General features: G+C 69.1%; 17 protein-coding genes. 6 read left to right on the top strand and 11 right to left on the bottom strand.

Annotation, left to right across the window (positions count from 1 at the left end):
- Positions 1-23: 23 nt before the first annotated feature.
- The 3 genes from AB4070_RS14780 to AB4070_RS14770 all read right to left on the bottom strand — a co-directional run bounded on the left by AB4070_RS14780 (position 24) and on the right by AB4070_RS14770 (position 3,140).
- The gene (locus tag AB4070_RS14780) at positions 24-1,331 is read right to left on the bottom strand and encodes an ABC transporter substrate-binding protein (RefSeq protein ID WP_441980770.1); all 1,308 of its coding nucleotides are present in this window, start codon (positions 1,329-1,331) and stop codon (positions 24-26) included.
- A gap of 125 nt (positions 1,332-1,456) precedes the next feature.
- Entirely contained in the window at positions 1,457-2,470 is a 1,014-nt protein-coding gene (locus AB4070_RS14775; protein WP_441980769.1) for a LacI family DNA-binding transcriptional regulator, read from the bottom strand.
- Positions 2,471-2,681: 211 nt separating this feature from the next.
- Positions 2,682-3,140 (bottom strand): GNAT family N-acetyltransferase, encoded by a 459-nt coding sequence (locus AB4070_RS14770; protein WP_046748828.1) that lies wholly within the window; start codon positions 3,138-3,140, stop codon positions 2,682-2,684.
- Positions 3,141-3,315: 175 nt separating this feature from the next.
- Between AB4070_RS14770 and AB4070_RS14765 the strand changes: the two genes are divergently transcribed.
- Complete coding sequence (locus AB4070_RS14765) at positions 3,316-5,535, top strand: NADP-dependent isocitrate dehydrogenase (protein ID WP_441980768.1); 2,220 nt, start codon at positions 3,316-3,318, stop codon at positions 5,533-5,535.
- An 84-nt stretch (positions 5,536-5,619) separates the two neighbouring features.
- On the opposite strand, the gene AB4070_RS14760 is transcribed toward AB4070_RS14765, so the two are convergent.
- Together AB4070_RS14760 and AB4070_RS14755 are read right to left on the bottom strand one after the other, a co-directional pair.
- Positions 5,620-7,110: a L,D-transpeptidase family protein gene (locus AB4070_RS14760; protein ID WP_441980767.1), complete on the bottom strand. Its 1,491-nt coding sequence runs from the start codon at positions 7,108-7,110 to the stop codon at positions 5,620-5,622.
- A gap of 108 nt (positions 7,111-7,218) precedes the next feature.
- Positions 7,219-7,623 carry a RidA family protein gene (locus AB4070_RS14755; protein WP_045263788.1) on the bottom strand — a complete coding sequence of 135 codons (405 nt, stop codon included), beginning with the start codon at positions 7,621-7,623 and terminating at the stop codon, positions 7,219-7,221.
- Positions 7,624-7,648: 25 nt separating this feature from the next.
- Here AB4070_RS14755 and AB4070_RS14750 point away from each other — a divergent pair, with 25 nt between their 5' ends.
- From AB4070_RS14750 to nagB, 5 genes are all read left to right on the top strand, one after another.
- A complete protein-coding gene (locus tag AB4070_RS14750) occupies positions 7,649-8,866 on the top strand; it encodes an amino acid deaminase (protein ID WP_441980766.1) in 1,218 nt (405 codons plus the stop codon).
- Positions 8,857-12,129 (top strand): family 20 glycosylhydrolase, encoded by a 3,273-nt coding sequence (locus AB4070_RS14745; RefSeq protein ID WP_441980765.1) that lies wholly within the window; start codon positions 8,857-8,859, stop codon positions 12,127-12,129. Before AB4070_RS14750 ends, AB4070_RS14745 begins: the two co-directional genes overlap by 10 nt.
- 79 nt (positions 12,130-12,208) lie before the next feature.
- Positions 12,209-13,396 (top strand): ROK family transcriptional regulator, encoded by a 1,188-nt coding sequence (locus tag AB4070_RS14740; RefSeq protein ID WP_441980764.1) that lies wholly within the window; start codon positions 12,209-12,211, stop codon positions 13,394-13,396.
- A gap of 43 nt (positions 13,397-13,439) precedes the next feature.
- Positions 13,440-14,405 (top strand): ROK family protein, encoded by a 966-nt coding sequence (locus AB4070_RS14735; RefSeq protein WP_282846126.1) that lies wholly within the window; start codon positions 13,440-13,442, stop codon positions 14,403-14,405.
- A complete protein-coding gene (gene nagB / locus AB4070_RS14730; protein ID WP_441980763.1) occupies positions 14,398-15,177 on the top strand; it encodes a glucosamine-6-phosphate deaminase in 780 nt (259 codons plus the stop codon). Before AB4070_RS14735 ends, nagB begins: the two co-directional genes overlap by 8 nt.
- Before the next feature lie 28 nt (positions 15,178-15,205).
- Here nagB and AB4070_RS14725 read toward each other — a convergent pair whose 3' ends face one another.
- From AB4070_RS14725 to AB4070_RS14700, 6 genes are all read right to left on the bottom strand, one after another.
- Positions 15,206-15,613 (bottom strand): NUDIX hydrolase, encoded by a 408-nt coding sequence (locus AB4070_RS14725; protein ID WP_441980762.1) that lies wholly within the window; start codon positions 15,611-15,613, stop codon positions 15,206-15,208.
- Positions 15,606-16,970 carry an FAD-binding oxidoreductase gene (locus AB4070_RS14720; protein WP_441980761.1) on the bottom strand — a complete coding sequence of 455 codons (1,365 nt, stop codon included), beginning with the start codon at positions 16,968-16,970 and terminating at the stop codon, positions 15,606-15,608. The genes AB4070_RS14725 and AB4070_RS14720 overlap by 8 nt, the downstream gene beginning before the upstream one ends.
- A gap of 10 nt (positions 16,971-16,980) precedes the next feature.
- A complete protein-coding gene (locus tag AB4070_RS14715; protein ID WP_441980760.1) occupies positions 16,981-17,352 on the bottom strand; it encodes a YrdB family protein in 372 nt (123 codons plus the stop codon).
- A gap of 9 nt (positions 17,353-17,361) precedes the next feature.
- Positions 17,362-19,473, bottom strand: a complete 2,112-nt coding sequence (locus AB4070_RS14710; protein WP_441980759.1) for a sigma-70 family RNA polymerase sigma factor — start codon at positions 19,471-19,473, stop codon at positions 17,362-17,364.
- Between the two features lie 734 nt (positions 19,474-20,207).
- The gene (gene nagA, locus AB4070_RS14705) at positions 20,208-21,380 is read right to left on the bottom strand and encodes an N-acetylglucosamine-6-phosphate deacetylase (protein WP_441980758.1); all 1,173 of its coding nucleotides are present in this window, start codon (positions 21,378-21,380) and stop codon (positions 20,208-20,210) included.
- A complete protein-coding gene (locus AB4070_RS14700) occupies positions 21,377-22,888 on the bottom strand; it encodes a family 20 glycosylhydrolase (RefSeq protein ID WP_441980757.1) in 1,512 nt (503 codons plus the stop codon). The genes nagA and AB4070_RS14700 overlap by 4 nt, the downstream gene beginning before the upstream one ends.
- Positions 22,889-22,936: the final 48 nt, after the last annotated feature.

The following is a 22,936-nucleotide window of genomic DNA, read 5'->3' as shown; positions in this document are numbered from 1 at the left end:
CGCGGTGCACCCCCACGGATCGATCAACGGAATTCCGCGGTGCCCTCGTCGTACTGCTCGCCGAGGTTCGCGTTGGTGGTCTCCACGTCCTGCACACCGGTGACCAGGCCCTGCAGTTCCTGCACGATCACGTCGTAGAAGCCGGGCGCGGGCCAGTCCGGGTAGAACGACAGGCCGTCGGCGTCGAGCACCCCGTTGAACGTGTCGATGAGCGCGGCGCTCTTCTCATCGGTGATGTCCTCGGTGTCGGCGGCGACGGGCAGGCCGCCGTTGTTGCCGATGATCGCCTGGATCTCCGGGCGCATCGTGATGTCGATGAACTCGTAGGCCAGCTCCTTGTTCGCGGCGTTCTCCGGCACGACCCACAGGTTGCCCGAGGAGCCGAGCGAGAGGTCGGCGCCGGGGAAGGCGGTCATGCTCCAGTCGAACCCGGTCGCCTCCGCCACGAAACGGCCGAACCACCAGGAGCCGGACACGAAGATCGGCGAGGTGCCGTTGATGAACGAGACGCCCGCGTCCTCTGCCTTCACCGAGGAGACGTCGGAGGCGATGTAGCCCTTGTCGACGTAATCCTTCAGCGTCTCCGTGGCGGACGTGACCTCGGGGCCCTGCCAGTCGACCTCTCCGTCGTAGAGCTGGTACGCGTCGACGAAGCTGCGATCGCCCTCCAGGAGCGCGAGCTGGTACCAGAGCTGACCGAGGGGGTACTCGGCGCCGGCTTCGGCCAGCGGTGTGATGCCCTTCGCGACGAAGGCGTCGAGCACGTCGACGAACTCCTCGTAGGTGGTCGGGATCTCGAGTCCGGCTGCGGCGAACGCGTCTTCGTTGTAGTAGACGCCGACGAACTCCCCGTAGTTCGGCACGCCGAACCAGGTGTCACCGCCCATGACGCCGTCCTCGGAGTACTTCGCCGTGGTCTGCAGAGACGGGGCGAGCTTGTCGTCCCAGCCGTACTCCTCGACGGCGTCGGAGATGTCGGAGATCAGACCGGTCGACGCGAGGAATCCTGCAGTGGCGTTTCCCTTGTTGAACTCCATCAGGTCGGGGGCCGCGTCCGTGTCGAGCACCTGGCTCGCGGTCTTCTGGATCTGCTCGAAGGACTTCTCCTCGAACTCGACAGTCGCTCCGGTCTCCTTCTCGAAGACCCGGATGGCTTCGTCCCAGGCCTTGCCCATCGCACTGTCGGAGCTCTCGTAGTGCCAGAGCTTGAGCGTCTGACCGTCGCCGCCGTCGTCGCCGGAGCCGGCTGTACAGCCGCTCAGGGCGATGCCCGTCGCCGTGATCGCGGCCATCAGGGCCAGCGCCTTCATCCTGCGATTGCTGCGTGCCATCGTCGGCACTCCTTTCTCGGTGGCCCAAGGGCCGGACACTTCGTCGGGTCGGATATTCAGTTGTGGGGAGCAATCATCGAAGCGTTTCGACCTCGCTCGTACGGGAGCGGCTCCGCCGCGTGCCGTCAGCCCCGGGCGGGAGCGACGGAGCCGGCAGAGCGGTATTCGGGAGGGATGAGGTGGATCTCGGGCGTCGCGGCTCCCTCGTCGAGGCGACGGACCGCCAGTTCGACGGCGAGGTCGCAGGACTGCTGCGGCACCAGGGGGATGGTGTCCAGAGGCACCCGCAGCGATGACGTGTCGAACGAGGCGGCGGCAGAGACGACGGAGACGTCTTCGCCGACCACCAGACCATGCTCCTCGAGGGTCCCGAGCAGCAGTTCGTGCACGTCGTCGGCCGCGTGCACGACGAACGCGCGATCGCCGCGGTCCAGAGCCGAGGCGATGGCCGTCCGCACGGTGGACGGTTCCGTGACGGTGGCGCCGGACGCCGCCCGGTCGAGGACGACCTCGCGCTCGGCGGCGGCGTCCTGCGCTCCGCGCAGCAGCCGGCGCGGGAAGTTCGACCGGCGGTAGGCGGCCTCGGTCTGACCGAGCAGCGTGATGCGGCGATGCCCGGCATCCGCGAGGCGGTCGACGGCGAGCCGACCGGCGGCCTCGAAGTCGAGGTCGACGCAGGTGAGGCCCTGATGGTCGTCGGGGACGCCGATGAAGACGGTCGGAGTGCCGACGGCGCGGGCGATCATGGCGCGCTCATCGTCGGGGGCCACGTCGAGCACGAGGATCGCGTCCACGAGGTTGCTCGCGGCGACCCGGTTCATGCCCTCGGATGCCTGCTCGTCGGTGAGGAGCAGGATGTCGTAGCCCTGACGCCGCGCCGCCACGGAGGCGGCCAGCACGAACGCCATGTGCGTGGGGGCGTGGGTGTCCGCGCGCAGCGGCTCGGTGAGGGCGAAGATGTGCGTGCGCCGTCCGGCCAGCATCCGTGCGCCGGCGTCGGGCTCGTAGCCGAGTTCGCGGACCGCGCCCTCGATGCGCTGCCGGGTCTTCTCCGAGACCGGGCGCTTGCCGCTGAGGGCGTACGAGACCGTGCTGATCGACACGCCGGCGGCGCGGGCCACCTCATGGATCGTCGTCATCGGGACTCCATCGTCATCCTGCGGGAAGTGATCGTCGAAGCGCTTCGCTTGCGCTGCTGAAGCGATAGTAGACAGACCGCACAGGCGAGCGCAAGGCTTTTGTGGTTTTCGCCAACAAATAGCGAGAATGTCGTGAGAGCGCTCCCCCGAGGGGGAGTGAAGGGCGACGAGGTCTCGATGGGGGAGGGGATTCGAGACCCCGCCGCCCGGTCTAGGACGTGACCCGGATCTCGGCGATGACCTCGCCGTAGGCCGTCTCCCCGACAGGGGTGAACCCGACGCGACGGAAGAAGGCCTCTGGGCCGTCCTCGCCGGCTTCGTAGATCACGTTGACGTGGTCGACTCCGCGTTCACGCGCCTCGTCGATGAGCGCCTCGACGGCGAAGCGACCGACGCCGCGACCCTGGTCGTCCGCGTCGACGTTGATGCGCCACAGCACGGAGCGGAAGTGCTCCTCCGGCGCCTCGTCGTCGAAGTTGGCACTGACGAAGCCCACGACCTCGTTGCGGTCCAGGATCACCCGCTGCCAGGAGGTCTGCGGGTTGATGACGGTCGCGGCGATCCCGTACGAGACCGGAGCGAGGAACTGCTCCTGTCCGGGCTTGAGCGACAGGTTGTTCACGGCGACGATCGTCGCAGCGGAGAGTTCGACCATGCGCAGTTCGGACATGGACCCAGGCTAACCCCTCCGGCGAGGCGGGACACGTTTCCGGCGAAGATTTCGCCCCTCTGTGGCCGTTCGTCGACATGGGCTGGTCGGCGGTCGCAGGCGCGGACCACAGGGCCAGACCGGCTCAGGTATCTTGGTATCGAGACAAATTTCCCCGCGAACGGAGTACCTCCCGGTGACCGACGACGCCATCATCTACACGCACACAGACGAGGCACCGGCGCTCGCCACCGCCTCGTTCCTCCCGATCATCCAGGCATACACCGGCCAGGCCGGTATCGAGGTCGAGACGCGCGACATCTCGCTGGCCGGACGCATCCTCGCCGCCTTCCCGCAGAAGCTCGCTCCCGAGCAGCAGGTGGGCGACGCTCTCGCCGAGCTCGGTGGCCTCGCCACCCTCCCCGAGGCCAACATCATCAAGCTGCCGAACATCTCGGCGTCCATCCCTCAGCTGAAGGGTGCGATCGCCGAGCTGCAGAAGCAGGGCTTCGACATCCCCGACTTCCCGGACGAGCCGACCTCGCTGGAGGAGAAGGACGTCCGCGCGCGTTACGACCGCATCAAGGGCTCCGCAGTGAACCCCGTGCTGCGCGAGGGCAACAGCGACCGTCGCGCACCGCTCGCGGTGAAGAACTACGCCAAGAAGCACCCGCACCGCAACAAGCCGTTCGCGGACGGTTCGAAGACCCGCGTCGCGACCTTGGGCCATGACGACTTCAAGCACAACGAGCGTTCGTGGGTCGCGGCCCACGACGACGTCCTCTCGTTCCGCCACACGGCGGAGGACGGCACCGTCACGATCCTCAAGGAGGGCCTCAAGGTCCTCCCGCGCGAGATCATCGACGCCACGTTCCTCTCCGCGAAGGAGCTGGACGCGTTCCTCGCGGAGACGCTCGAGGCGGCCAAGGCCGACGACGTGCTCTATTCCGTGCACCTCAAGGCCACGATGATGAAGGTCAGCGACCCGATCATCTTCGGTCACGTGGTCAAGGCGTTCTTCAAGGACGTCTTCGACCAGTACGGCACGCAGCTCGCCGAAGCAGGACTCAGCGCGAACGACGGCCTCGGCTCGATCCTCGCGGGCCTGGCGGATGTCGCCGGTGGCGCAGAGATCGCTGCGGCGTTCGACAAGGCCATCGCCGAGGGGCCGCGCCTGTCGTACGTGAACTCCGACAAGGGGATCACCAACCTCCACGTGCCGAGCGATGTGATCGTCGACGCGTCCATGCCCGCCCTCGTCCGCAACGGCGGGAAGCTCTGGGGCAAGGACGGCGAGGAGGCCGACACGATCGCGGTCATCCCCGACTCCTCCTACGCGAGCGTCTACCAGGCCGTGATCGACGATGTGATCGCGAACGGTCCGCTCGACCCCGCCACGATCGGCACCGTTCCGAACGTCGGACTCATGGCGCAGGCGGCCGAGGAATACGGCAGCCACGACAAGACCTTCGAGATCGCGGCGGACGGCATCGTCCAGGTGCTCGACAGTGAGGGCACCGTGCTCATCGAGCACGAGGTCGGCAAGGGCGACATCTGGCGCGCGACGCAGACCAAGCACATCCCCGTCATGGACTGGGTCAAGCTCGCCGTGACGCGCGCACGCGCGACCGGCGACCCCGCCGTGTTCTGGCTGGACGCGAACCGCTCGCACGACGCCCAGATCATCGCGAAGGTGCACCAGGGTCTCGCCACGCTCGACACCAAGGGCCTGACGATCACGATCCTCGCGCCGGAGGAGGCGACGCGGTACACGCTCGCCCGTATGCGTCACGGCCTCGACACCATCTCGGTGACCGGCAACGTGCTGCGTGACTACCTGACCGATCTGTTCCCGATCCTCGAGGTCGGCACGAGCGCCAAGATGCTCTCGATCGTGCCGCTGCTCGCCGGCGGTGGACTGTTCGAGACGGGTGCCGGTGGTTCCGCGCCCAAGCACGTGCAGCAGCTGGTCGAGCAGAACTACCTGCGCTGGGACTCCCTGGGCGAGTTCTTCGCGCTGGCGGCTTCGCTCGAGCACTTCGCCGACCGTACGGGCAACGAGAAGGCTCGTGTGCTCGCGGAGACGCTGGACGCAGCGACCGGAACCTTCCTCGAGGAGGACCGCTCGCCCGGTCGTGCGCTCGGCACGATCGACAACCGCGGCAGCCACTTCTACCTCGGTCTGTACTGGGCGAAGGAGCTGGCCGCGCAGACGAAGGATGCCGAGCTCGCCGCGGCCTTCGCGCCGATCGCCGAGAAGCTCGCCGCGAACGAGGAGGCCATCGTCTCCGAGCTCAACGCCGTGCAGGGACAGCCCGCGGAGATCGGCGGCTACTACCGTCCGGACGAGAAGCTGGTCGAGGCCGTCATGCGCCCGTCCACGACGCTGAACACGATCGTCGACGCCCTGCGCTGAGACGAAGGAAGGGGGCGGATGCTTCGGCATCCGCCCCCTTCTTCGTGTTCGCCACGTCTGCCCGAGCGAGCGTGGAACGCCTCGTCAGTAGTGGACGGAGACCTCGAGCCCCTTGGGGGACCAGTCGTAGACGTACTTCGCGAGGTCGATCGGCAGGTTGACGCAACCGTGGCTCATGCGCTGGCCGAAGTTGTTGTGCCAGTACGTGCCGTGGAAACCGATGTTCGGAGCGAACCAGGTGATCCAGGGCACGTCCTTCGTGCAGTACGGCGCGCCCTCGTAGCAGCCCATGTCCTGGATACGCGTGTGCGCGAACACCTTGAAGTTGCCGGTGGGCGTCAGCGTCCCTGGCAGCCCGGTGGACACGGCCCACGAGTTCACGACAGCGCCGTTCTCGTACAGGACGGCCCGCTGCGAACTGAGGTTGATGTCGATGCGGCGGAACAGGTTCACCGTCTCGAAGGGCGTCTCGGTGACCGAGAGCGCGAAGGCTCCGTTGCCGGCTGCCAGCTGCTCGGCGAACTGGTCCGCGATGCCTGACGTGTCTCCCAGCGCTCGACCGGTCGCACCCTCCTGCTCCGCACGGAGCACGGTGCCGGCGGAGTCGACGATGTTGGTCGCGTTGACCGGCGCGCGGTCGACGACGGAGGGGAGACTGTCCACGGTGGCCTGGATCGCCTGCGGATCCGCCTTGATGCTCAGCTGTCCATCGTCGTCGACGACCGTGAGCCAGGAGGCGGCGACGGCGGGATCGACCGGCACGGTGCGCTCTTCACCGACGTAGAAGCCGACGGTGGGAAGCATCGTGTTGAGGGCGGTGGCGGTGGCGGTGGCGTCGTCATCGGACACGGCCGGCGCGGCTTCTGCGGCGTCTCCCGAGTACTCGAGCGCGCTGCGGCCCTCTCCGACCGCTGCCGTGAAGGCGGCGTTGAGGTCGGCGAGGTCGATCCCGGTTCCGGCCTCTGCCGGTGTGATCACGAAGGTGCCGCTGGCGGCATCGAAGACGACACCGGCATCCACCGGGTCGTCGAAGCTGGTCGGGACGGCACCACGCAACGCCGCGTCCGCCTTCGCGGTGTCGAAGGCGATCTCGGCGGGGACGGGGTCACCCATCCAGGCGCCGAGGTTCCACAGCGGGTGCTCCGCGAAAGCCTTGTCGGCGAGAGCGGTGGCGTCGACGTCCGCGCCGAGGTCGGCGCCGGTGAGGACGGTGCCGTCTCCCGCGCCGGTGAGCGTGACCTCGGTCTGAGCGAGGCGGGCGTCGATGGCGTCGGCGGCGGCACCGGGAGTCATCCAGCCGACCGGGATCCCGGCGACCGTGGTTCCCGGTGCGATGAGGATCATCGACGCGGCTCCGGCGCCGAGGGCGACGACTCCCAGCCCGAGGCCGATCCAGAGGCCGAGTCGACGTTTCTTGGGAGACGGTTCGATCGGAGCCCAGGCGAGCGGCTGGTCACCGGTGGTCGGCGGGACGGTCTCCGTGGGAGCATCCGTCGGTGCGAGCACTGCAGTGGGCGCGGAGTCGTCTCCACGCGCCTCGGCTGCGGCGCCCGGCGCAGAAATCAGATCGGTCACGAACTTCACCCCCCGGCTCTCAAACGTGTCCTGACGTCCAATGGTACGGGATGGGAGGTAACGAGGAGGCAACGGTCCGTGATAACGTGCCTCCCCGCAACTCAGACGTCAGTCGATGATGGCGATGCCGTCGATCTCGACGAGCATCTCCTCGCGCGGAAGGCCCGTGAAGACCGTGGTGCGCGACGGCAGGACGCCGTTGGTCGTGTGCGCGGTCACGAAGGCGCCGTATGCGTCGTTCATGATGGGGAAGTCCTCGCGCTTGGTCAGGTAGACGCGCAGCATCACGACGTCGTCGAACGTCGCGCCGGACGCCTCGACGATCGCCTTCACGTTCTCGAGCGTGCGGGTGGTCTGGGCGGCGACGTCCCCGGGGTACAGGTACTCGTTGGTCTTCGGGTCGACGGGTCCCTGGCCGGAGACCTGGACGAACGGGCCCTTGCGGATACCCTGCGAGAAGGTGTGGGCGGGGGCGGGGGCTGCGTCGGTGGAAACTCGGATCTTCGCGGTCATGCCGCCAGCCTAGTAGCATTGTTAGATGCCTCTACAAATTCCGGATCCCGTTCTCGGCACCTGGACGAAGGGCTTTCCTGCGCACGCAGCGGGACTCCGCCTCTCGCAGGTGGGGGATGCGGATCTGCATCTCTCCGACCTGGTGACGCCGGTGCTGACCGTGCACGAGGGCGCCCTCGCGCACAACGAGGAGACCGTCTTCGCCTGGGCGAGAGAGCGCCGCGTTCTGCTCGCGCCACACGGCAAGACCACGATGGCTCCGGCCCTCTGGCAGCGACTGCTCGACGCGGGAGCATGGGGCATCTCCGTGGCGACGCCCTGGCAGGCCGAAGTGGCCGTCGACGCGGGCGTCTCGACCGTGCTGATCGCGAACGCGGTCACCGATCTCGCTGCGGTGCGTCGCCTGGGGGCACTGCTCGCAGCCGACCCGGACCTGCGCGTGCTGTGCTGGGCGGACTCTCTCGAGGGAGTGGCTATCCTCGCCCGGGGGATGCGCGACGCTGCGCGTCCGCTCGATGTCATGGTCGAACTCGGCGGCGCGCACGGTCGCACGGGCGCGCGGACCGTGGGGGAGGGTGAGCGGATCGGACAGGCTGTCTCGGACGCGTCCGGCCTGCGCCTCGCCGGCGTCGCGGGATACGAGGGGCCGTTCGGTCCCGATCGCTCCGATGCCTCCGTCGCCGCCGTCGACGCGTACCTGCGGACGCTCGTGGATCTGCACGCACGACTGGAGTACCCGGAAAGCCTGCGTCCGGTTCTCAGCGCAGGTGGCAGCGCCTTCCCGGATCGGGCGGCGGCGGTCCTCGCCTCCGCCGGCGACGAAGCGGACGTCGTCCTGCGCTCGGGGGCGTTCCAGATCCACGACGACGGCTTCTACTCGCGGATGTCTCCGTTCGGGCCGCTCGTCGGCACCGCGCCTCTGCGCTCGGGGATGCACGCCTGGTCGCGGGTGGTGTCGCAGCCCGAGGACGGCCTGGCGCTCCTCGACGCCGGACGACGCGATGTGCCCTTCGACCTGGATCTGCCGATCCCGCAGGGAGTGCGGGGGGAGATCACGGCGCTGAACGATCAGCATGCGTTCCTGAGCCTCGCGGGCGAGGACACGGTCGCTGTGGGCGATGTCGTCCGTCTCGGACTCTCGCACCCGTGCACGGCTTTCGACAAGTGGAGGGTCGTCGCCGTGATCGACGACCCCGACGCTGCCGATCCGCGCGTGATCGGAGCGGTGGCGACATGCTTCTGAGCGCCGAGAAAGCCGCCGCCGGACATGTGCGGGTGTATCGCGGAGCCACCGTCATCGACGGGACGGGGGCGTCCCGGTACGTGGCCGACGTCGCGGTGGAGGGCGCGAGGGTCGTCGCCATCCTCCCGGCCGATGCGGTGAATCCTGAACTCGAACTCCCCGAGGGCGCCGTGGAGGTCGCGGCAGAGGGGCTCGTCCTCGCGCCCGGATTCATCGACATGCACGCGCACAGCGAGCTCGCAGTGCTGAGCGGTGCGGCGCACGACGCCAAGATCCGCCAGGGTGTGACGACCGAGGTGCTCGGTCAGGACGGCCTCGGCTACGCGCCCCTCGACGATGCGGCTGCGGCGATCATCCCCGCGCAGATCGCCGGGTGGAACGGGACGCCGGCCGACGTGCCGTGGCGGACGATGGACGATCTGCTCGCGGCGATCGACGCCGCAGCGGTCGCGAACGCCGCCGTCCTCGTCCCCCAGGGGAATCTGCGGATGATGGTCGTCGGCCACGAGAACCGCCGGGCGACCCCTGCGGAGCTCACCGCGATGGGGGAGACCCTGGGGCGCGCGCTGGACGCGGGAGCGTTCGGGATGTCGAGCGGCCTCACCTACACGCCAGGGATGTACGCGGACACGGCGGAGCTCGAAGCGCTGTGTCGCATCGTCGCCGAGCGAGGAGGCTACTGGGCGCCGCACACCCGGAGCTACGGGGGAGCGGCGCTGGAGGCCTACCGGGAGGCGCTCGACATCGGTCGACGCACCGGGTGCCCCGTGCATCTCACACACGCGACGATGAACTTCGCCCCGAACCGAGGGCGCGCCGATGAGCTGCTGGCCCTGATCGACGAGGCGATCGAGGACGGCGTCGACGTGACGCTCGACACGTACCCGTATCTGCCGGGCGCCACCACGCTGTCCGCTCTGCTGCCGAGCAGACTGGCGGAATCCGGTGACCTGCTCGCTGCCGTCTCTGCGCTCGACGATGCGGGCAGGGAGGCCGTCCGCGTGGAGTTGGAAGACGTCGGCTGCGACGGATTCCACGGCGAGAAGGCCGACTGGACGCAGATCCAGATCTCCGGCACCGTGAACCCCGCCCTCTCGGGTCTGATCGGCCGCACGATCGCCGAGATCGCGACCACCACCGGTCGCCGTGCCGTCGACGTGGTGCTCGACACGATCGTGGAGGATGCCGCTGCCACCGGAATCCTCATGCACATCGGAGACGAGGAGAACGTCCGGACGATCATGCGTCACCCGCAGCACACGGGAGGCAGCGATGGAATCCTGATCGGGGCGCGGCCTCACCCGCGCGGGCGGGGCACGTTCCCGCGGTACCTCGGACACTACGTGCGCGAGCTCGGCATCCTCACCTGGGAGGAGGCCGTCCGACACCTGTCCGGAACCCCCGCGCATCGGCTGGGACTCGACCGGGGTGACGCACCTCGGGGCGTCGTCCGGAGGGGAGCGACCGCCGACCTCGTGCTCTTCGACCCGGAGACGGTCGAGGCGGGGGCCACGTTCGACTCCCCCTTCGCCCCGCCGCGGGGGATCATCGAGGTGCTCGTCGGGGGAGTGCCGGTGGTGGCGGAAGGCGAGGCGACGGGGCGGAGCCCCGGGCGCGCGCTGCGGATGCCGCCGCCGCCCCATCGCGCCACCGTGCCGCACATCGGTGCCCGCATCGATCCGGCCGCCTCCGGATTCGCATGGACGGAGCGCACGCCGATCCTCTCCGCCCCGGACCTCGTCGCCGCTGTCGCCCGGCTGGGTGGCCTCGCCGGCGCGGGCGACGCCGAACTCCCGCCGATCCGACTGATGGTCGACGAGACCCTCGGTGCTGAGGCCGCGGCGCGAGGACGTGTCGGCGACGAGGCCTTCCGGGTGAGCGTGAGCGCAGCCGGCGTCGAGATCAGAGGAGCGAGCCCCGCCGGCGTGTTCCGCGGTGCCACCACTCTGCGGCAGCTGCGGGATCCGGACGCCGCATCGGCCCACATCCCTGCCGGGGTGTGGGAGGGAGCGCCCGCGTACAGCTGGCGAGGGACGATGCTCGACGTCGCCAGACACTTCCGGAGCGTCGACGAGGTGCGTCGTCTGGTCGATCTCCTCGCCGATCACCACCTGAACGTGCTGCACCTTCATCTCACCGACGATCAGGGGTGGCGCTTCGAGGTGCCCGGCTTCCCTCGGCTCACGGAAGTGGGCGCGCGACGGGAAGCCACCCAGCTCGGACACGGCCCGTCGTCCACCGTGGAGCCGGGAGTGCACGAAGGCTTCTACACGACAGCGGAGCTGCGAGAGCTCGTCGCCTATGCGCGAGAACGTTTCGTGACCCTCGTGCCGGAGGTCGAGCTGCCCGGACACATCCAAGCGGGTCTCGCCGCGTATCCGGAGCTCGGCAACGTCGACGTCGGAGAGCCTGTGCTGTCTGCATGGGAGCGCTTCGGGGTCAATCCGCGCACCCTCGCACCGACGGACGAGGCCCTGGCCTTCGGGTTCGCCGCGATCGATGCTCTCTGCGACGCGTTCGACTCGGAGTGGATAGGCATCGGCGGCGACGAGGTGCCGGTGACCGAGTGGGAGCAGAGCGCCGCGGCGGCCGAGCGCATGCGACACCTCGGACTCGAGTCTCCGCACGACGTGCAGCCGTGGTTCACGGAGCACTTCGTGGCGCATGTCCGTGGACGTGGCCGCACGGCACTCGCCTGGGACGAGGTCCTCGAAGGCGACGTGCCCGAGGGCGTGCGGATCCTCGCGTGGCGGGGTCCCGCCGCGATGCGCGAGGCGCTGCGGCTCGGCATCGAGGTCGTCGCGTGCCCCGACCTCGAGGTCTACCTCGACTACCCGCAGTCGGAGTCGGAGGAGGAGCCGATCAGAGTGGGTCCGCCGCTCACGATCGAACGCGCGTACTCGCTGCGTGTCGAAGACGGCGCGGTGGGCGGACAGGCGAACGTGTGGAGCGAGCACCTGCCCACCAGGGACCGCGTCGACTTCGCGATGTTCCCTCGTCTCTCCGCGATCGCCGAGCGGCTGTGGGACGGCGGGGAGCCGGGACCCTTCGCCGACTTCGAGCGGCGTCTGCCGATGCACCTCCGCCGGCTCGCCGCAGCGGGGGTGCGGTATCGTCCCCTTGACGGGCCTGCGCCCGAGCAGCGCCGTCCCGGCGTGCCGGGCAAGCCGCTCACGATCGAGGCGCGGGAGCAGATCGTCGCCGGCCTGGTCGAGCGCCTCATCGGGCGCTCACGCACGGTCGTCGTCGACGATCGAAAGTAATGTAACGTTTCGGTAACCCTGCCAGCGCGTCCGCGGGCAGAGGTTGCGCAAATTTTGTTCGTAAGGTCTACTAACAAACATGTCCGTTTCGGATGAACAGCGTTCCGCATCGCCGTCAGAGTACGCCGGTGCGAACGCGCACGCCTTCGGCCCGGGGCGCCACCTGCGCTCGCGATCAAAGGTGCTGCCAGAGCATGCGCGCGGTCACAACCGCGCGCTGGTGCTGCAGACGCTGTATCACGCGGGGGCGATGAGTCGCGCCGACCTCTCCCGGGAGACGGGCCTCACCCGTGTCACCATCTCCGACCTGGTCGCCGAGTTCATCGCCGACGGCATCGTCATCGAGATGGGCGTCCGTGAAGCGGTGGGGCCGGGCAAGCCTCCCATCCTCATCGACATCGATCGCTTCGGCCATCAGATCGTCGGCCTCGACCTCTCCGGCCCCGACGCCTTCACCGGGGCGGTGCTGAGCCTCGACGGGGACGTGCTGGAGCGGCGCGAGGTGCCGCGTCCGAAATCCCCCGACGGGGAGGCGGCGTACGCGGCACTGAAGGAACTCGCGCAGACCCTGGTCGAGGCGTCGACTCAGCCACTGCTGGGTGTCGGCATCGGCACGCCTGGTGTCGTGCGTCCCGACGGGCTCGTCCTGAGCTCTCCCAACCTCGGCTGGACGAACTTCCCGCTGGAGGCGAAGCTCGGCGTCGATCTGGACCTTCCGGTCCTCGCCCGCAACGACGCCAACGCGGCGGTGCTCGCCGAGTACACGTTCGGCGAGGCGAAGGCCGACTTCATGCTGATCAAGATCGGCAAGGGCGTCGGTGCCGGCCTCATCACCGGCAGCCAGCCTCTGCTGGGCAGCCGCTTCGCCGCGGGCGAGATCGGTCACGTCGTCGTCGGCACCGACGGCGGCCCTCGCTGCGCCTGTGGGAAGGACGGCTGTCTCGAGGCGTGGCTCAGCGTGAGTCGGCTCGAGGCGGCGATCGCCGCTGATCCCGAGGCGCGCGACGAGATCCTCCGCGATGCCGGGACGAGGATGGCGATCGCCACCGCTCCGATCGTCGCTGCCCTCGACCTCTCCGAGGTGGTGATCTCCGGTCCGGCGGAGCTGCTCGACGGCATCTTGATCGAGGCCGCCATCGCGACGCTGCGCGCGCGCACCCTCGAGGGCGTGTTCGAAGACGTCGTCGTGCGGCTGACGCACCAGGAGGACATCGTCCTTCGCGGAGCCGCGGTCATGGTGCTCTCGGGACAGCTGGGAGTGTCGTGAACGTCATCTGCACCGTGAACGGCACGGCCGGGAGCAGCATCCGATGACGGGTGCGAGCGCTGCCGACCCCGCTGGTCGGCAGATTCGAGTGGGCCTGGACGTCGGCGGCACGAAGATCGACGCCGTCGCCGTCGACCCCTCCGGGGCCATCCGCGGACGACTGCGCCGACCGACGGGTTGGGGTGACGACGCGGTCGTCGAGAGCATCGTGACGGCCGTTACGGCGCTCGCGGAGGAGAACGGATTCCCCCTCGCGGACGTCGGTTCCGTCGGAATCGGCATTCCCGGGCTCGTCGACGCCGAGACCGGTCGTGTCGACCACGCGGTCAACCTCGGCGTGGAGTCCCTGGACCTCGCCGTCAGGGCGGAACTCGCTCTCGGAGTCCCGTTCCGGGTGGAGAACGACGTGAAGGCCGCGGCTCTCGGCGCTGCGGTGCTGAGCGGAGTCGCCGGTTCCATGGCCTACCTGAATCTCGGGACCGGCGTCGCGGCCGGGATCGTGATCGACGGACGGATCTGGCGCGGCGCACGCGGAACCGCGGGGGAGGTCGGTCATCTCTCCGTCGATCCGCGAGGGCGCCTGTGCGGCTGCGGGCAGTACGGGTGCGTCGAGACGTTCTGCGGCGGAGGGGCGTTGGCCAAGGCCTGGGGGCGTCCCGGCACTCTGCCCATCAGGGACATCTTCGATGCGGCGGACGCCGGAGATCCGCACGCTGTCTCCCTCCGTGACGACCTCTATCACGGGGCCGCCGCCGCAGTGCGTGTGCTGGTGCTCTCGGCCGATGTCGAGAGGGTGGTCATCGGGGGAGGGCTCACCGCTCTCGGCGACCGGCTCGAGAACGGACTCCGCGCGGCCCTGCACGCCGGCGCCGAGGCCTCGCCGTTCATGCGGTCGCTCCGCCTGGATGAGAGAATCGAACTGCTTCCCGCGGGTTCCCCCGCTGCCGCATTCGGCGCCGCACTCGTCGGCGCCTCCACCACCGAGAAGGAGATCGTCCCGCATGGCTGAGGTCGTCATCGTCGAGAATGCCGAGGCCGCAGGCGCTTTGGTCGCCGCCGAGATCGTGGAGCTGATCGCGCGTCGTCCCGACGCGGTCCTCGGCCTCGCCACGGGTTCGACCCCGTTGCCGGTCTACCAGGCGCTGCGCACTCAGCTCGCCGGTCGCGACGTCTCGCAGGTGCGCGGTTTCGCCCTTGACGAGTACGTCGGCATCGACCCGGCGCATCCGGAGAGCTACCGCTCTGTCATCACCCGCGAGGTCGTCGAGCCGCTCGGCCTCGATCCCGAGCGCATCCACGTGCCGAACGGCGCGGAGGCGACCATCCAGCATGCGGGTGAGGACTACGACGCGGCCATCGCGGCTGCCGGTGGAGTCGACCTGCAGATCCTCGGGATCGGCACCGATGGGCACATCGGGTTCAACGAGCCCGGTTCGTCCTTCGCATCGCGCACGCGTGTGAAGACCCTGACCGAGCAGACGCGCGAGGACAACGCCCGCTTCTTCGAATCGATCGACGACGTCCCGATGCACTGCATCACGCAGGGCCTCGGCACCATCCTGGAAGCGCGCCACCTCGTGCTGCTCGCCTTCGGCGAGGGCAAGGCAGAGGCCGTGGCGGGCGCGGTCGAGGGCCCGCTCTCGGCGATCCTGCCCGGATCGGCGATCCAGCTGCACCCGCACGCCACGATCGTCGTCGACGAAGCAGCTGCGTCGCGTCTCGCACTCGCCGACTACTACCGGTACACGTTCGCCAACAAGCCGGCCTGGCAGGGCATCTGAGACGTGCCTGATGCCTGCCCTGGTGAACTCAGTTCGCCGGTGCGGGCCAGGCGATCGGGAGCAGGTGCTCCACGCTCAGCGGCGCCAGCGGGAGCGTTCCGACGTCTGCGGGGGTGATCCAGCGCAGCTCGGCGAGCTCGGCCTGGACGGAGACGCTCGCGGGGTCGATGGAGGTCGCGAAGGCCTCGGCGACGACGCGATGTCCCGGTTCGTTCGCTGCGGCGGAGACGAACGTGCCGAGAGGGCGGAGCGCCGCTTCATCGAGCACCACCCCGAGTTCCTCCTCGATCTCGCGGATCAACGTCTGGGCCGCGGACTCGCCGGATTCCGGCTTGCCGCCGGGCTGCATGAACATCGTCGTTCCCTGCTTGCGGACGACGAGCACCCGACCCGCTTCATCGACGATCACGGCCGCGCTCACATGGATGTCAGGCATCGGGGCTGAAGACCTTTCCGGGGTTGAGGATGCCGAGAGGATCGAAGACCGCGGCGATCTGGCGCTGAAGCTGCCACTGGTCGTCGCCCAGCTCGTCGGCGAGCCAGCGGCGTTTCAGCACTCCGATGCCGTGCTCCCCGGTGAGGGTTCCTCCGAGGCGGATGGCGGCGCGGAACAGTTCGTCGGCGGCCGCCCACATATGAGGAGGCGTCTGCGTCCCTTCGAAGATGAAGTTCGGGTGCAGGTTGCCGTCGCCCGCATGCGCCACCGTCGGGATGACGATGTCGTACTCGCGTTCGATGCGCGCGATCTCGTCGAACATCGCCGGCATGGCGCTCCGCGGCACCGAGACGTCTTCGATCAGCGTCGTACCCAGGGAGGCCATCGCTGCATGCATCGAACGGCGCACCGCCAGGAGGCGCTCGCCCTCCTCACGGTCGTGCGAGACGACCGTGATGCCGTCGTGGGCACGCAGGATCGCGGCGATCGCGTCCGCTTCGGCAGCGGCGGCCGGGCCATCGGTCTGGATGGTCAGCTGGGCTGTTCCCGGATTCGGGGTGGGAAGGGCGAGAAGCGCGTGCACGGCGGTGAGGCTCGCGGCGTCCATCAGCTCCATGATGGCCGGCTGCACGCCGGCGGCTGTCACGGCGGCCGAGGCGGCGGCAGCGTGGCGCACCCCCGGGAATGTCGCGGCGACCGTGCAGGTCTCCCCGGGGATGAGCCTGCGGAGCTTGAGGGTCGCTCCTACGACGACACCCAACGTGCCTTCCGAGCCGACCACCAACGCGGTGAGATCGAGTCCGGTCACTCCCTTGACGCTGCGGTGGCCGAGGTGCAGCAGGCGCCCGTCGGCGAGCACCAGGTCCACCCCCAGCACGGCGTCGCGCACCACCCCGTACTTGGCGCAGAGCAGCCCCCCGGCGCCTGTCGCGATGTTCCCGCCCACCGTGGAGATGTCGCGGCTGGCGGGGTCAGGCGGCCACCACAGCCCGTGAGCTGCGAGCACGGCGTTGAGGTCGGCGTTGAGGATGCCGGGTTCGACGACTGCGAGCAGATCGTCGGCACGGATCTCGCTGATCGCGGTCATCCTGCGCAGGGAGAGGACGATCTCGCCCGTACCGGCGTTGGCGGCACCGGCGAGACCCGTGCCGGCTCCACGCACCACGACCGGTGTGCGGGTGGCGGTCGCGATGCGCATGGTCTGCTGCACGTGCTCGACCCGCTCCGCATGGATCACGGCCAGCGGCCGACCAGCGGCCGCGTGCCCGGAGCGGTCGGCTCTGGCTTCCTCGAGCGATGCCTCATCGGTGTCGACGAGCGCACCGAGGGAATCCTTCAGGAGCGCCAGCACACTCATGAGGGAGATCTCACGACAATGCGCGCCGGCCGCTGAGCACACCGGCGACCACGGCGACGAGGGCGAAGGCGGTGCCGATCAGGGCCTGCCCCATCGACCACCAGGCGATCGTGACGCCGACGTAGATCAACAGCTCGACCGCGGCGCGAAGGAACGGGTGCACGCGCAGCACCGGTCGCGGCGAGAGGAAGAGCGCCCACACCAGGATCACCAGTACGGGCGCACCGATGCCGATGACGATGTTCCACGGAAGATCCCAGCTCGCGAAGCCCCACAATGCCAGAGAGGCGATGGCGACGATGAGGACGACAGCGCGCACGATATCGAGTGCGGTGACCACCGGACGGTCGACGCCGGGAACAGGAGCGGGATCCGAGGACATGGATCCAGTCTATTCGCCGGTGGGGGCTTCCTCGGCCGGTGCAACCGGCGCCTCCGTGGGCGCTGCTGCGGGCGTGGTCTCGACCGGTGGAGTCTGGACGGGGGCCGTCTCCACCGGAGCGGGTGCGGCGTCGATCGGGGCCGGTGATGCTTCGACAGGTGCCGTTGATGCTTCGACCGGGGCCGGGGCGGGCGCCGGTGCGGGCGCATCCGGCTCGGTAGCGATCGGAGCAGACTCGGACGGCACCGACGACGCGGACACGTCGCTCGTCGTGGTGGGCTCTGCTGTGGCCGATTCGACCGGAACCACCTCACCCGGGGTCTCGGGGCGGTTGGGCTCGAGATCGAGGAGGGTGGTGACCGCGGAAGGCCCCGTACCGGATGCGAGGACGTAACGGAACGTGACGGTCGTGAGGTCGGCGTCGATGAACTGCCAGAAGGTGGGACGGAGATCGATGACACCGAAGCCGGACTCGTCGAGCAGGATGCTGTCGCCGCCGCCGGTGCTGTCGTCCAGGAGTGCCTCGACTCTCTGGCCGGCCACACCCGAGACCGGAATGCTGTAGTGGACCTGGAGTCCGTTGAACCAGATGGTGGCGGTCTGCCACGTAGGCGCCTCCGTGGGGGTGACCGGGCCCACGGGGTCGACAGGGTCCACGGGGTCGACAGGGTCCACGGGGTCGACAGGGTCCACGGGGTCGACAGGGTCCACGGGGTCGACAGGGTCCACGGGGTCGACAGGGTCCACGGGGTCCACAGGATCCACAGGATCGACAGGATCGACCGGCGGAACGATGACCGGCGGGACCGTGACGGGCGGGACGGTGGCGGGCGGTACGGGGACGGGCACGCCCACCCGATCTGCGCCGGGCTGAGGTTCCGCTGCCGGCGGAGCGGGGGTCTCGTCGGGAACGGTGACCGGGGGCTCGATGACGACGGGCTCGTCGAGGTTCATCGTCTCGTCGGGTCCGACATCTGCCGAGATCGAGGACGGGTCCTCATCCCCGGCGTTCGGAAGCGAAGTAGCGGGATCGGCCCCGGCGAGCCCGGGGACGATCGCGGCGGCGGCCACGACACCGGCCACGACCAGAGCGGCGGATCCCACTCCCACCAGTGCACCGATACCGGTGAACATGCCACCTGCGGATCCGGCTCCTGACGAAGCGCCGGCCGTTCCCCCCGCTGAGCCGCCGGCACCGGAACCAGAACCGGAACCGCCGGCCGCGGCGAGACCGGTTGTGGCATGCGTGGCGCCAGGGTCGCCGGCGAAGACGGCGCCGGGGATGCTGGAGGGCATGGCCGCCAGGGCGACGATCGGCGTGCCGGCGCCCTGGAGCGTGGCCAGGTACCCCGCGGCGCCGGTGACGCCGAGGACGAGTGGCAGCAGCACGAGGGCCAGACGCTTCGAGACGTCCTTGGCCTCGGCGGCGACGATCATGCATCGCGCGCACTCGTCGAGGTGCAGTTCGAGGCGCTTGTGATCTCGAGTGCTGAGGTTGCCGCGCGAGTAGGCGCCCAGGTGCTCGATGGTCCACTGGCACTCTGAGCCGTCTTCGGCGCTGCGCAGATGGGCCTGGATCCACGCCTCACGCAGGCCTTCGCGGGCGCGGAAGGCCAACTGGGACACGGCGCCGGCCTTCATACCGAGCAGGGGCCCGACTTCCTGCGGCTTCATCTGCTCGATCTCGGTGTACCAGAGCACCTCCTGCCAACGGGAGGGGAGGCTGCGGAACGCCTGAGCGGTGAGGCTGCGGTCGAGTGCCTCGCTTGCAGCCTGGTCGGTGCTGTCGGGGTCGGCGACGGTGTCGAGTTCGTCTATCGCGGTCTCGCGGCGCGCGCGCCCCCACCCTGCGGCCGTGTTGCGGATGCTCGTGAACAGGTAGGCGCGGAACGAGCCGTTGGGGCCGCCGCCTTTGAGGATCGCCTGATAGATGCGCGTGTACGACTCCTGCACCAGATCGTCCGGGTCGATCGACGAGGTCACGGAGCGCGCGACGGAGAGGCCGGACGGATAGTGTCGGCGCCAGAGTTCACCGAACGCCCCCGTGTCTCCCGAGCGGGTGCGGAGGATCAGGTCGGCGTCGCCGATAGATTCGTCGTGAGTCGTGTTCTCTTCGTGCACAATCATCCATCTGTCGCGGGGCGCAGCTGCGCCTCCACCGGAAGAGACGCAGGAAGGCGCCTCTCATCACGCGACTTCACCATTCTCTCGCGAATCTCCCAGGGAAGCCACCCTCCGTCGGAACTCCAAGCGGATGCCCGGCTTCGAGCACCGTCACCGCCCAGGGGCGTGCGTAGCGCTGGTCCGGAGATCGACGACGTCTTTTCGGGATGTCGAAGTTTTTTCGGGAAGTCGCGTAATGAATCGGGATGTGCCACGTCTCATCCCATGTAGACAGCCGTAGCGATCCCACCGGGGGGCGGGATCCAGGCACTGGTGCGGGGGGGTATTCGCGCCGGTCGGGCGGGTCGGGATCCTCGGGGGAGGAGAACCCGGCCGCCCGTCTCACGAGGGGGAACGAGGCCGCCGATCTGGGGAACGGCGGCCTCCCACACGTTGATCAGATGATCGAGAGCGAGTTCTCGAAGTTTTTTCGGGAAGTCGCGTAATGAATCGGGATGTGCCACGTCTCATCCCATGTAGACAGCCGTAGCGATCCCACCGGGGGGCGGGATCCAGGCACTGGTGCGGGGGGTATTCGCGCCGGTCGGGCGGGTCGGGATCCTCGGGGGAGGAGAACCCGGCCTCCCGTCTCACGAGGGGGAACGAGGCCGCCGATCTGGGGAACGGCGGCCTCCCACCCCACCTATGCATGACCGGAGAGCGCAGAGCTGCGCGTCGCGCGCGGCGCCGTCTCAGACGAGCAGCCGTGGTCCTGACCACACGCGCGCGACGCGCAGTTCCGCATCCAGCAGTACGGCGTCGCTGAGCATCCCGGGCCTGAGGTTTCCCAGGGAGGCGTCGCGCCCGATCGCACGCGCCGGGGTCTCGGTGAGGGCTCTGACGGCTTCCGCCAGGCTCGCCCCTGCCTGCACGGCGCGCTGCAGAGCCACATCCTGCGTCAGCGTGGAGCCGGCGATCGACCCGGTGTCATCGGCTCGCGCCACTCCGTTCTCGACCGTCACGCTCACCGCCCCGAGGTCGTAGTGGCCGTCGGCGCTCCCTGCGGCTGCCATCGCGTCCGTGATCAGCGCCACCCGCCCGGGCGCGGAGTCGAACACCAGCTTGATGACGTGCGGGTCGAGGTGGACGTTGTCGGCGATCGCCTCGAGGACCACGCGGTGGTCTGCGGCCGCGGCGAGCACAGGTCCGGGGGCACGGTGATGGATGCCTGGCATCGCGTTGAACGCGTGCGTGAGGATGGAAGCCCCAGCCTCGAACGCCGCGACCGCCATGTTCGCGTCCGCATCCGTGTGCCCGACCGCGGCTGCCGAGCCGGCTGCGACGATCTGCCTGATCGCGTCGAGCCCGCCTGGGAGCTCGGGAGCGATCGTGACCTGGCGGATGGTGCCGCGTCCGGCGTCCAGGAGACGGGCGACGTCGGCGGTCGTCGGATGACGCAGCAATGACGGCTCGTGCGCACCGTGGTGACCGGGGTCGAGGAACGGACCCTCGAGATGCGAGCCCAGGATGTCGGCATCCGTCTCGGTCAGATCGGCGATCAGCCCGACGCTGCGGGCGAGCGAATCCAGAGTCGCCGTGACCAGCGACACGACGGCGCGGGTCGTACCGTGCTCCCGGTGCAGGTCACGGCCGATGCGGATGGCCTCCACCCCGTCGTCGAACGCCGCGCCGGCGCCGCCATGGCCGTGGATGTCGACGAATCCGGGGGTGAGCAGAGCACCGGCACCGGCGACGGCCGTCGCGTCGACGACCTCATCCGCGGACGTCCACCCCGAACCCGTTCCACGCTCGGTCACCATGCCGTCGTCGATACGGACCCAGCCGTCCTCGACGATGTCGCCGTGGTCGACGATCCGTGCGGAGTGGATGACCAGTGAACCGGTCGCGGAGGAGTGGGTGCTCAACGTGCGCTCCAGGGGATCTCGTCTGCGGGGTGGAAGTCGACCCCCTCAGCCTTCCACAACGGGGCGAGCGACCCGACGCGCACGCGGAACGACTCCCACCCGCGTTCCGGTGCTTCTCTCGGCGACCAGGCGACCTCAGCCTGGGCTGCCGCGCGAGGGAACACCAGCTGTTCGACCTCGTCGAGCGTGCGGGTGGTCTCCGACCACAGCGGAGCCTCGACGCCGAGGATCGCACTGTCCGGCACGTCGAGGACATCGGTGGGTTCCCACTCGTAGGCGGAGCGCACATCGATGATCGCTGCCCAGGTCAGGCCGAGCGGGAAGTCCGCGGTGTACTTCATGTCGAGATACGTGACGTTCGCCGCCGACATGATCAGGGCACCGCCGCGCTCGACGAAGTGGGCGGCCTCCTCGGCGTGAGTTCCCTCAGGGGCGGTCTTGCCCCAGTACTGTCCGACCGTGCCCTCGGCGATGTTCGCCGCCGCGCCCATCTCGTGCCATGCCACCGGGATCTTGCCGGCTTCCACGACGATCGCGGTCGCGCGCTCCGCGAACAGATCGAAGTCGGCCTGGGGTGTTCCGAGGGACTCGTCGCCGCCGATGTGGATGTACGGGCCCGGGGTCATCTCGGCGAGCTCACGCACCACGTCGCGCACGAAGTCGTAGGTGCGCTCATCGTGGATGCGGACGCTGGAGTGGCCGACCCCCCACCCCAGGTAGGTCTCACCGGCGACGGGAAGGGTCTGACCGAGTCGCTCCGACTCCGCGATCAGGTTGTCGTTCAGCACGGGTGCCTCGACGAGCTCGGGGTAGGCGACGCCGATCGCGTGGGTGTGGCCGGGAAGGTCGATCTCGGGGATGACGATCATGTGACGCGAGGCGGCGTATCTCACGATCTCGCGGTAGTCGTCCTTCGTGTAGAAGCCGCCGGGGTCGCCATCCGCCGAGGTGAGGGAGGCCCGCTCGGTCAGCAGAGGCCAGGAGTCGATGTGCACGCGCCACCCCTGGTCGTCGCTGAGGTGCAGGTGCAGATGGTTGAACTTGAGGGCGCTGGTGCTGTCGATGAACCGCTTGACGTCGTCGACGCCGAAGAAATGACGCGCCACGTCGAGCATGACTCCGCGCCGCGGGAAGCGGGGGGAATCCGCGACGTCCGCACCCAGGAGGCCCCAGCCGGAGTCGTCCTGGCGCAGCAGCTGCAGCAGCGTCTGCACGCCGTAGAACAGTCCCGCCTCGTCGGCGCCGACGACGACGGCCCGCTGGCCGACCTCGAGCGTGTACCCCTCGGGTGCGGAAGAGGTCGCATCGATCAGCAGCTCGATGTCGGCGGGAGCCTCGTCCGCGAGTGACAGGCGGATGCCGCTGCGACGCTCGACCGCCTCGATCAGCTGGTCGGCAGCAGGGGAGGAGCCGAGAACACGCGTCGTCGCGGTGATCGGCATCCGTCCTTCACGCGGGACGGCCGAAACGGGGGCGGGGACCAGAGGAAGAGGATGAGGAAGGACCATGAACAAAACCTACCCGTCGGCATCGTCGAGGGGAATGGTCGAGATCGA

Origin of the sequence: Microbacterium sp. 2RAF4 (assembly GCF_052115285.1) — a bacterium.
Taxonomy (GTDB): Bacteria; Actinomycetota; Actinomycetes; order Actinomycetales; family Microbacteriaceae; genus Microbacterium; species Microbacterium oxydans.
This window is presented reverse-complemented; position numbering and strand designations above follow the sequence as displayed.

Coding starts and splice junctions, on each gene's coding strand:
- AB4070_RS14750 (WP_441980766.1), top strand. CDS start 7,649: ATGCCTCTACAAATTCCGGATCCCGTTCTCGGCACCTGGACGAAGGGC.
- nagB (WP_441980763.1), top strand. CDS start 14,398: ATGGCTGAGGTCGTCATCGTCGAGAATGCCGAGGCCGCAGGCGCTTTG.
- AB4070_RS14755 (WP_045263788.1), bottom strand. CDS start 7,623: ATGACCGCGAAGATCCGAGTTTCCACCGACGCAGCCCCCGCCCCCGCC.
- AB4070_RS14715 (WP_441980760.1), bottom strand. CDS start 17,352: ATGTCCTCGGATCCCGCTCCTGTTCCCGGCGTCGACCGTCCGGTGGTC.
- AB4070_RS14700 (WP_441980757.1), bottom strand. CDS start 22,888: ATGGTCCTTCCTCATCCTCTTCCTCTGGTCCCCGCCCCCGTTTCGGCC.
- AB4070_RS14745 (WP_441980765.1), top strand. CDS start 8,857: ATGCTTCTGAGCGCCGAGAAAGCCGCCGCCGGACATGTGCGGGTGTAT.
- AB4070_RS14780 (WP_441980770.1), bottom strand. CDS start 1,331: ATGGCACGCAGCAATCGCAGGATGAAGGCGCTGGCCCTGATGGCCGCG.
- AB4070_RS14740 (WP_441980764.1), top strand. CDS start 12,209: ATGTCCGTTTCGGATGAACAGCGTTCCGCATCGCCGTCAGAGTACGCC.
- AB4070_RS14725 (WP_441980762.1), bottom strand. CDS start 15,613: ATGCCTGACATCCATGTGAGCGCGGCCGTGATCGTCGATGAAGCGGGT.
- AB4070_RS14775 (WP_441980769.1), bottom strand. CDS start 2,470: ATGACGACGATCCATGAGGTGGCCCGCGCCGCCGGCGTGTCGATCAGC.
- AB4070_RS14770 (WP_046748828.1), bottom strand. CDS start 3,140: ATGTCCGAACTGCGCATGGTCGAACTCTCCGCTGCGACGATCGTCGCC.
- AB4070_RS14720 (WP_441980761.1), bottom strand. CDS start 16,970: ATGAGTGTGCTGGCGCTCCTGAAGGATTCCCTCGGTGCGCTCGTCGAC.
- AB4070_RS14735 (WP_282846126.1), top strand. CDS start 13,440: ATGACGGGTGCGAGCGCTGCCGACCCCGCTGGTCGGCAGATTCGAGTG.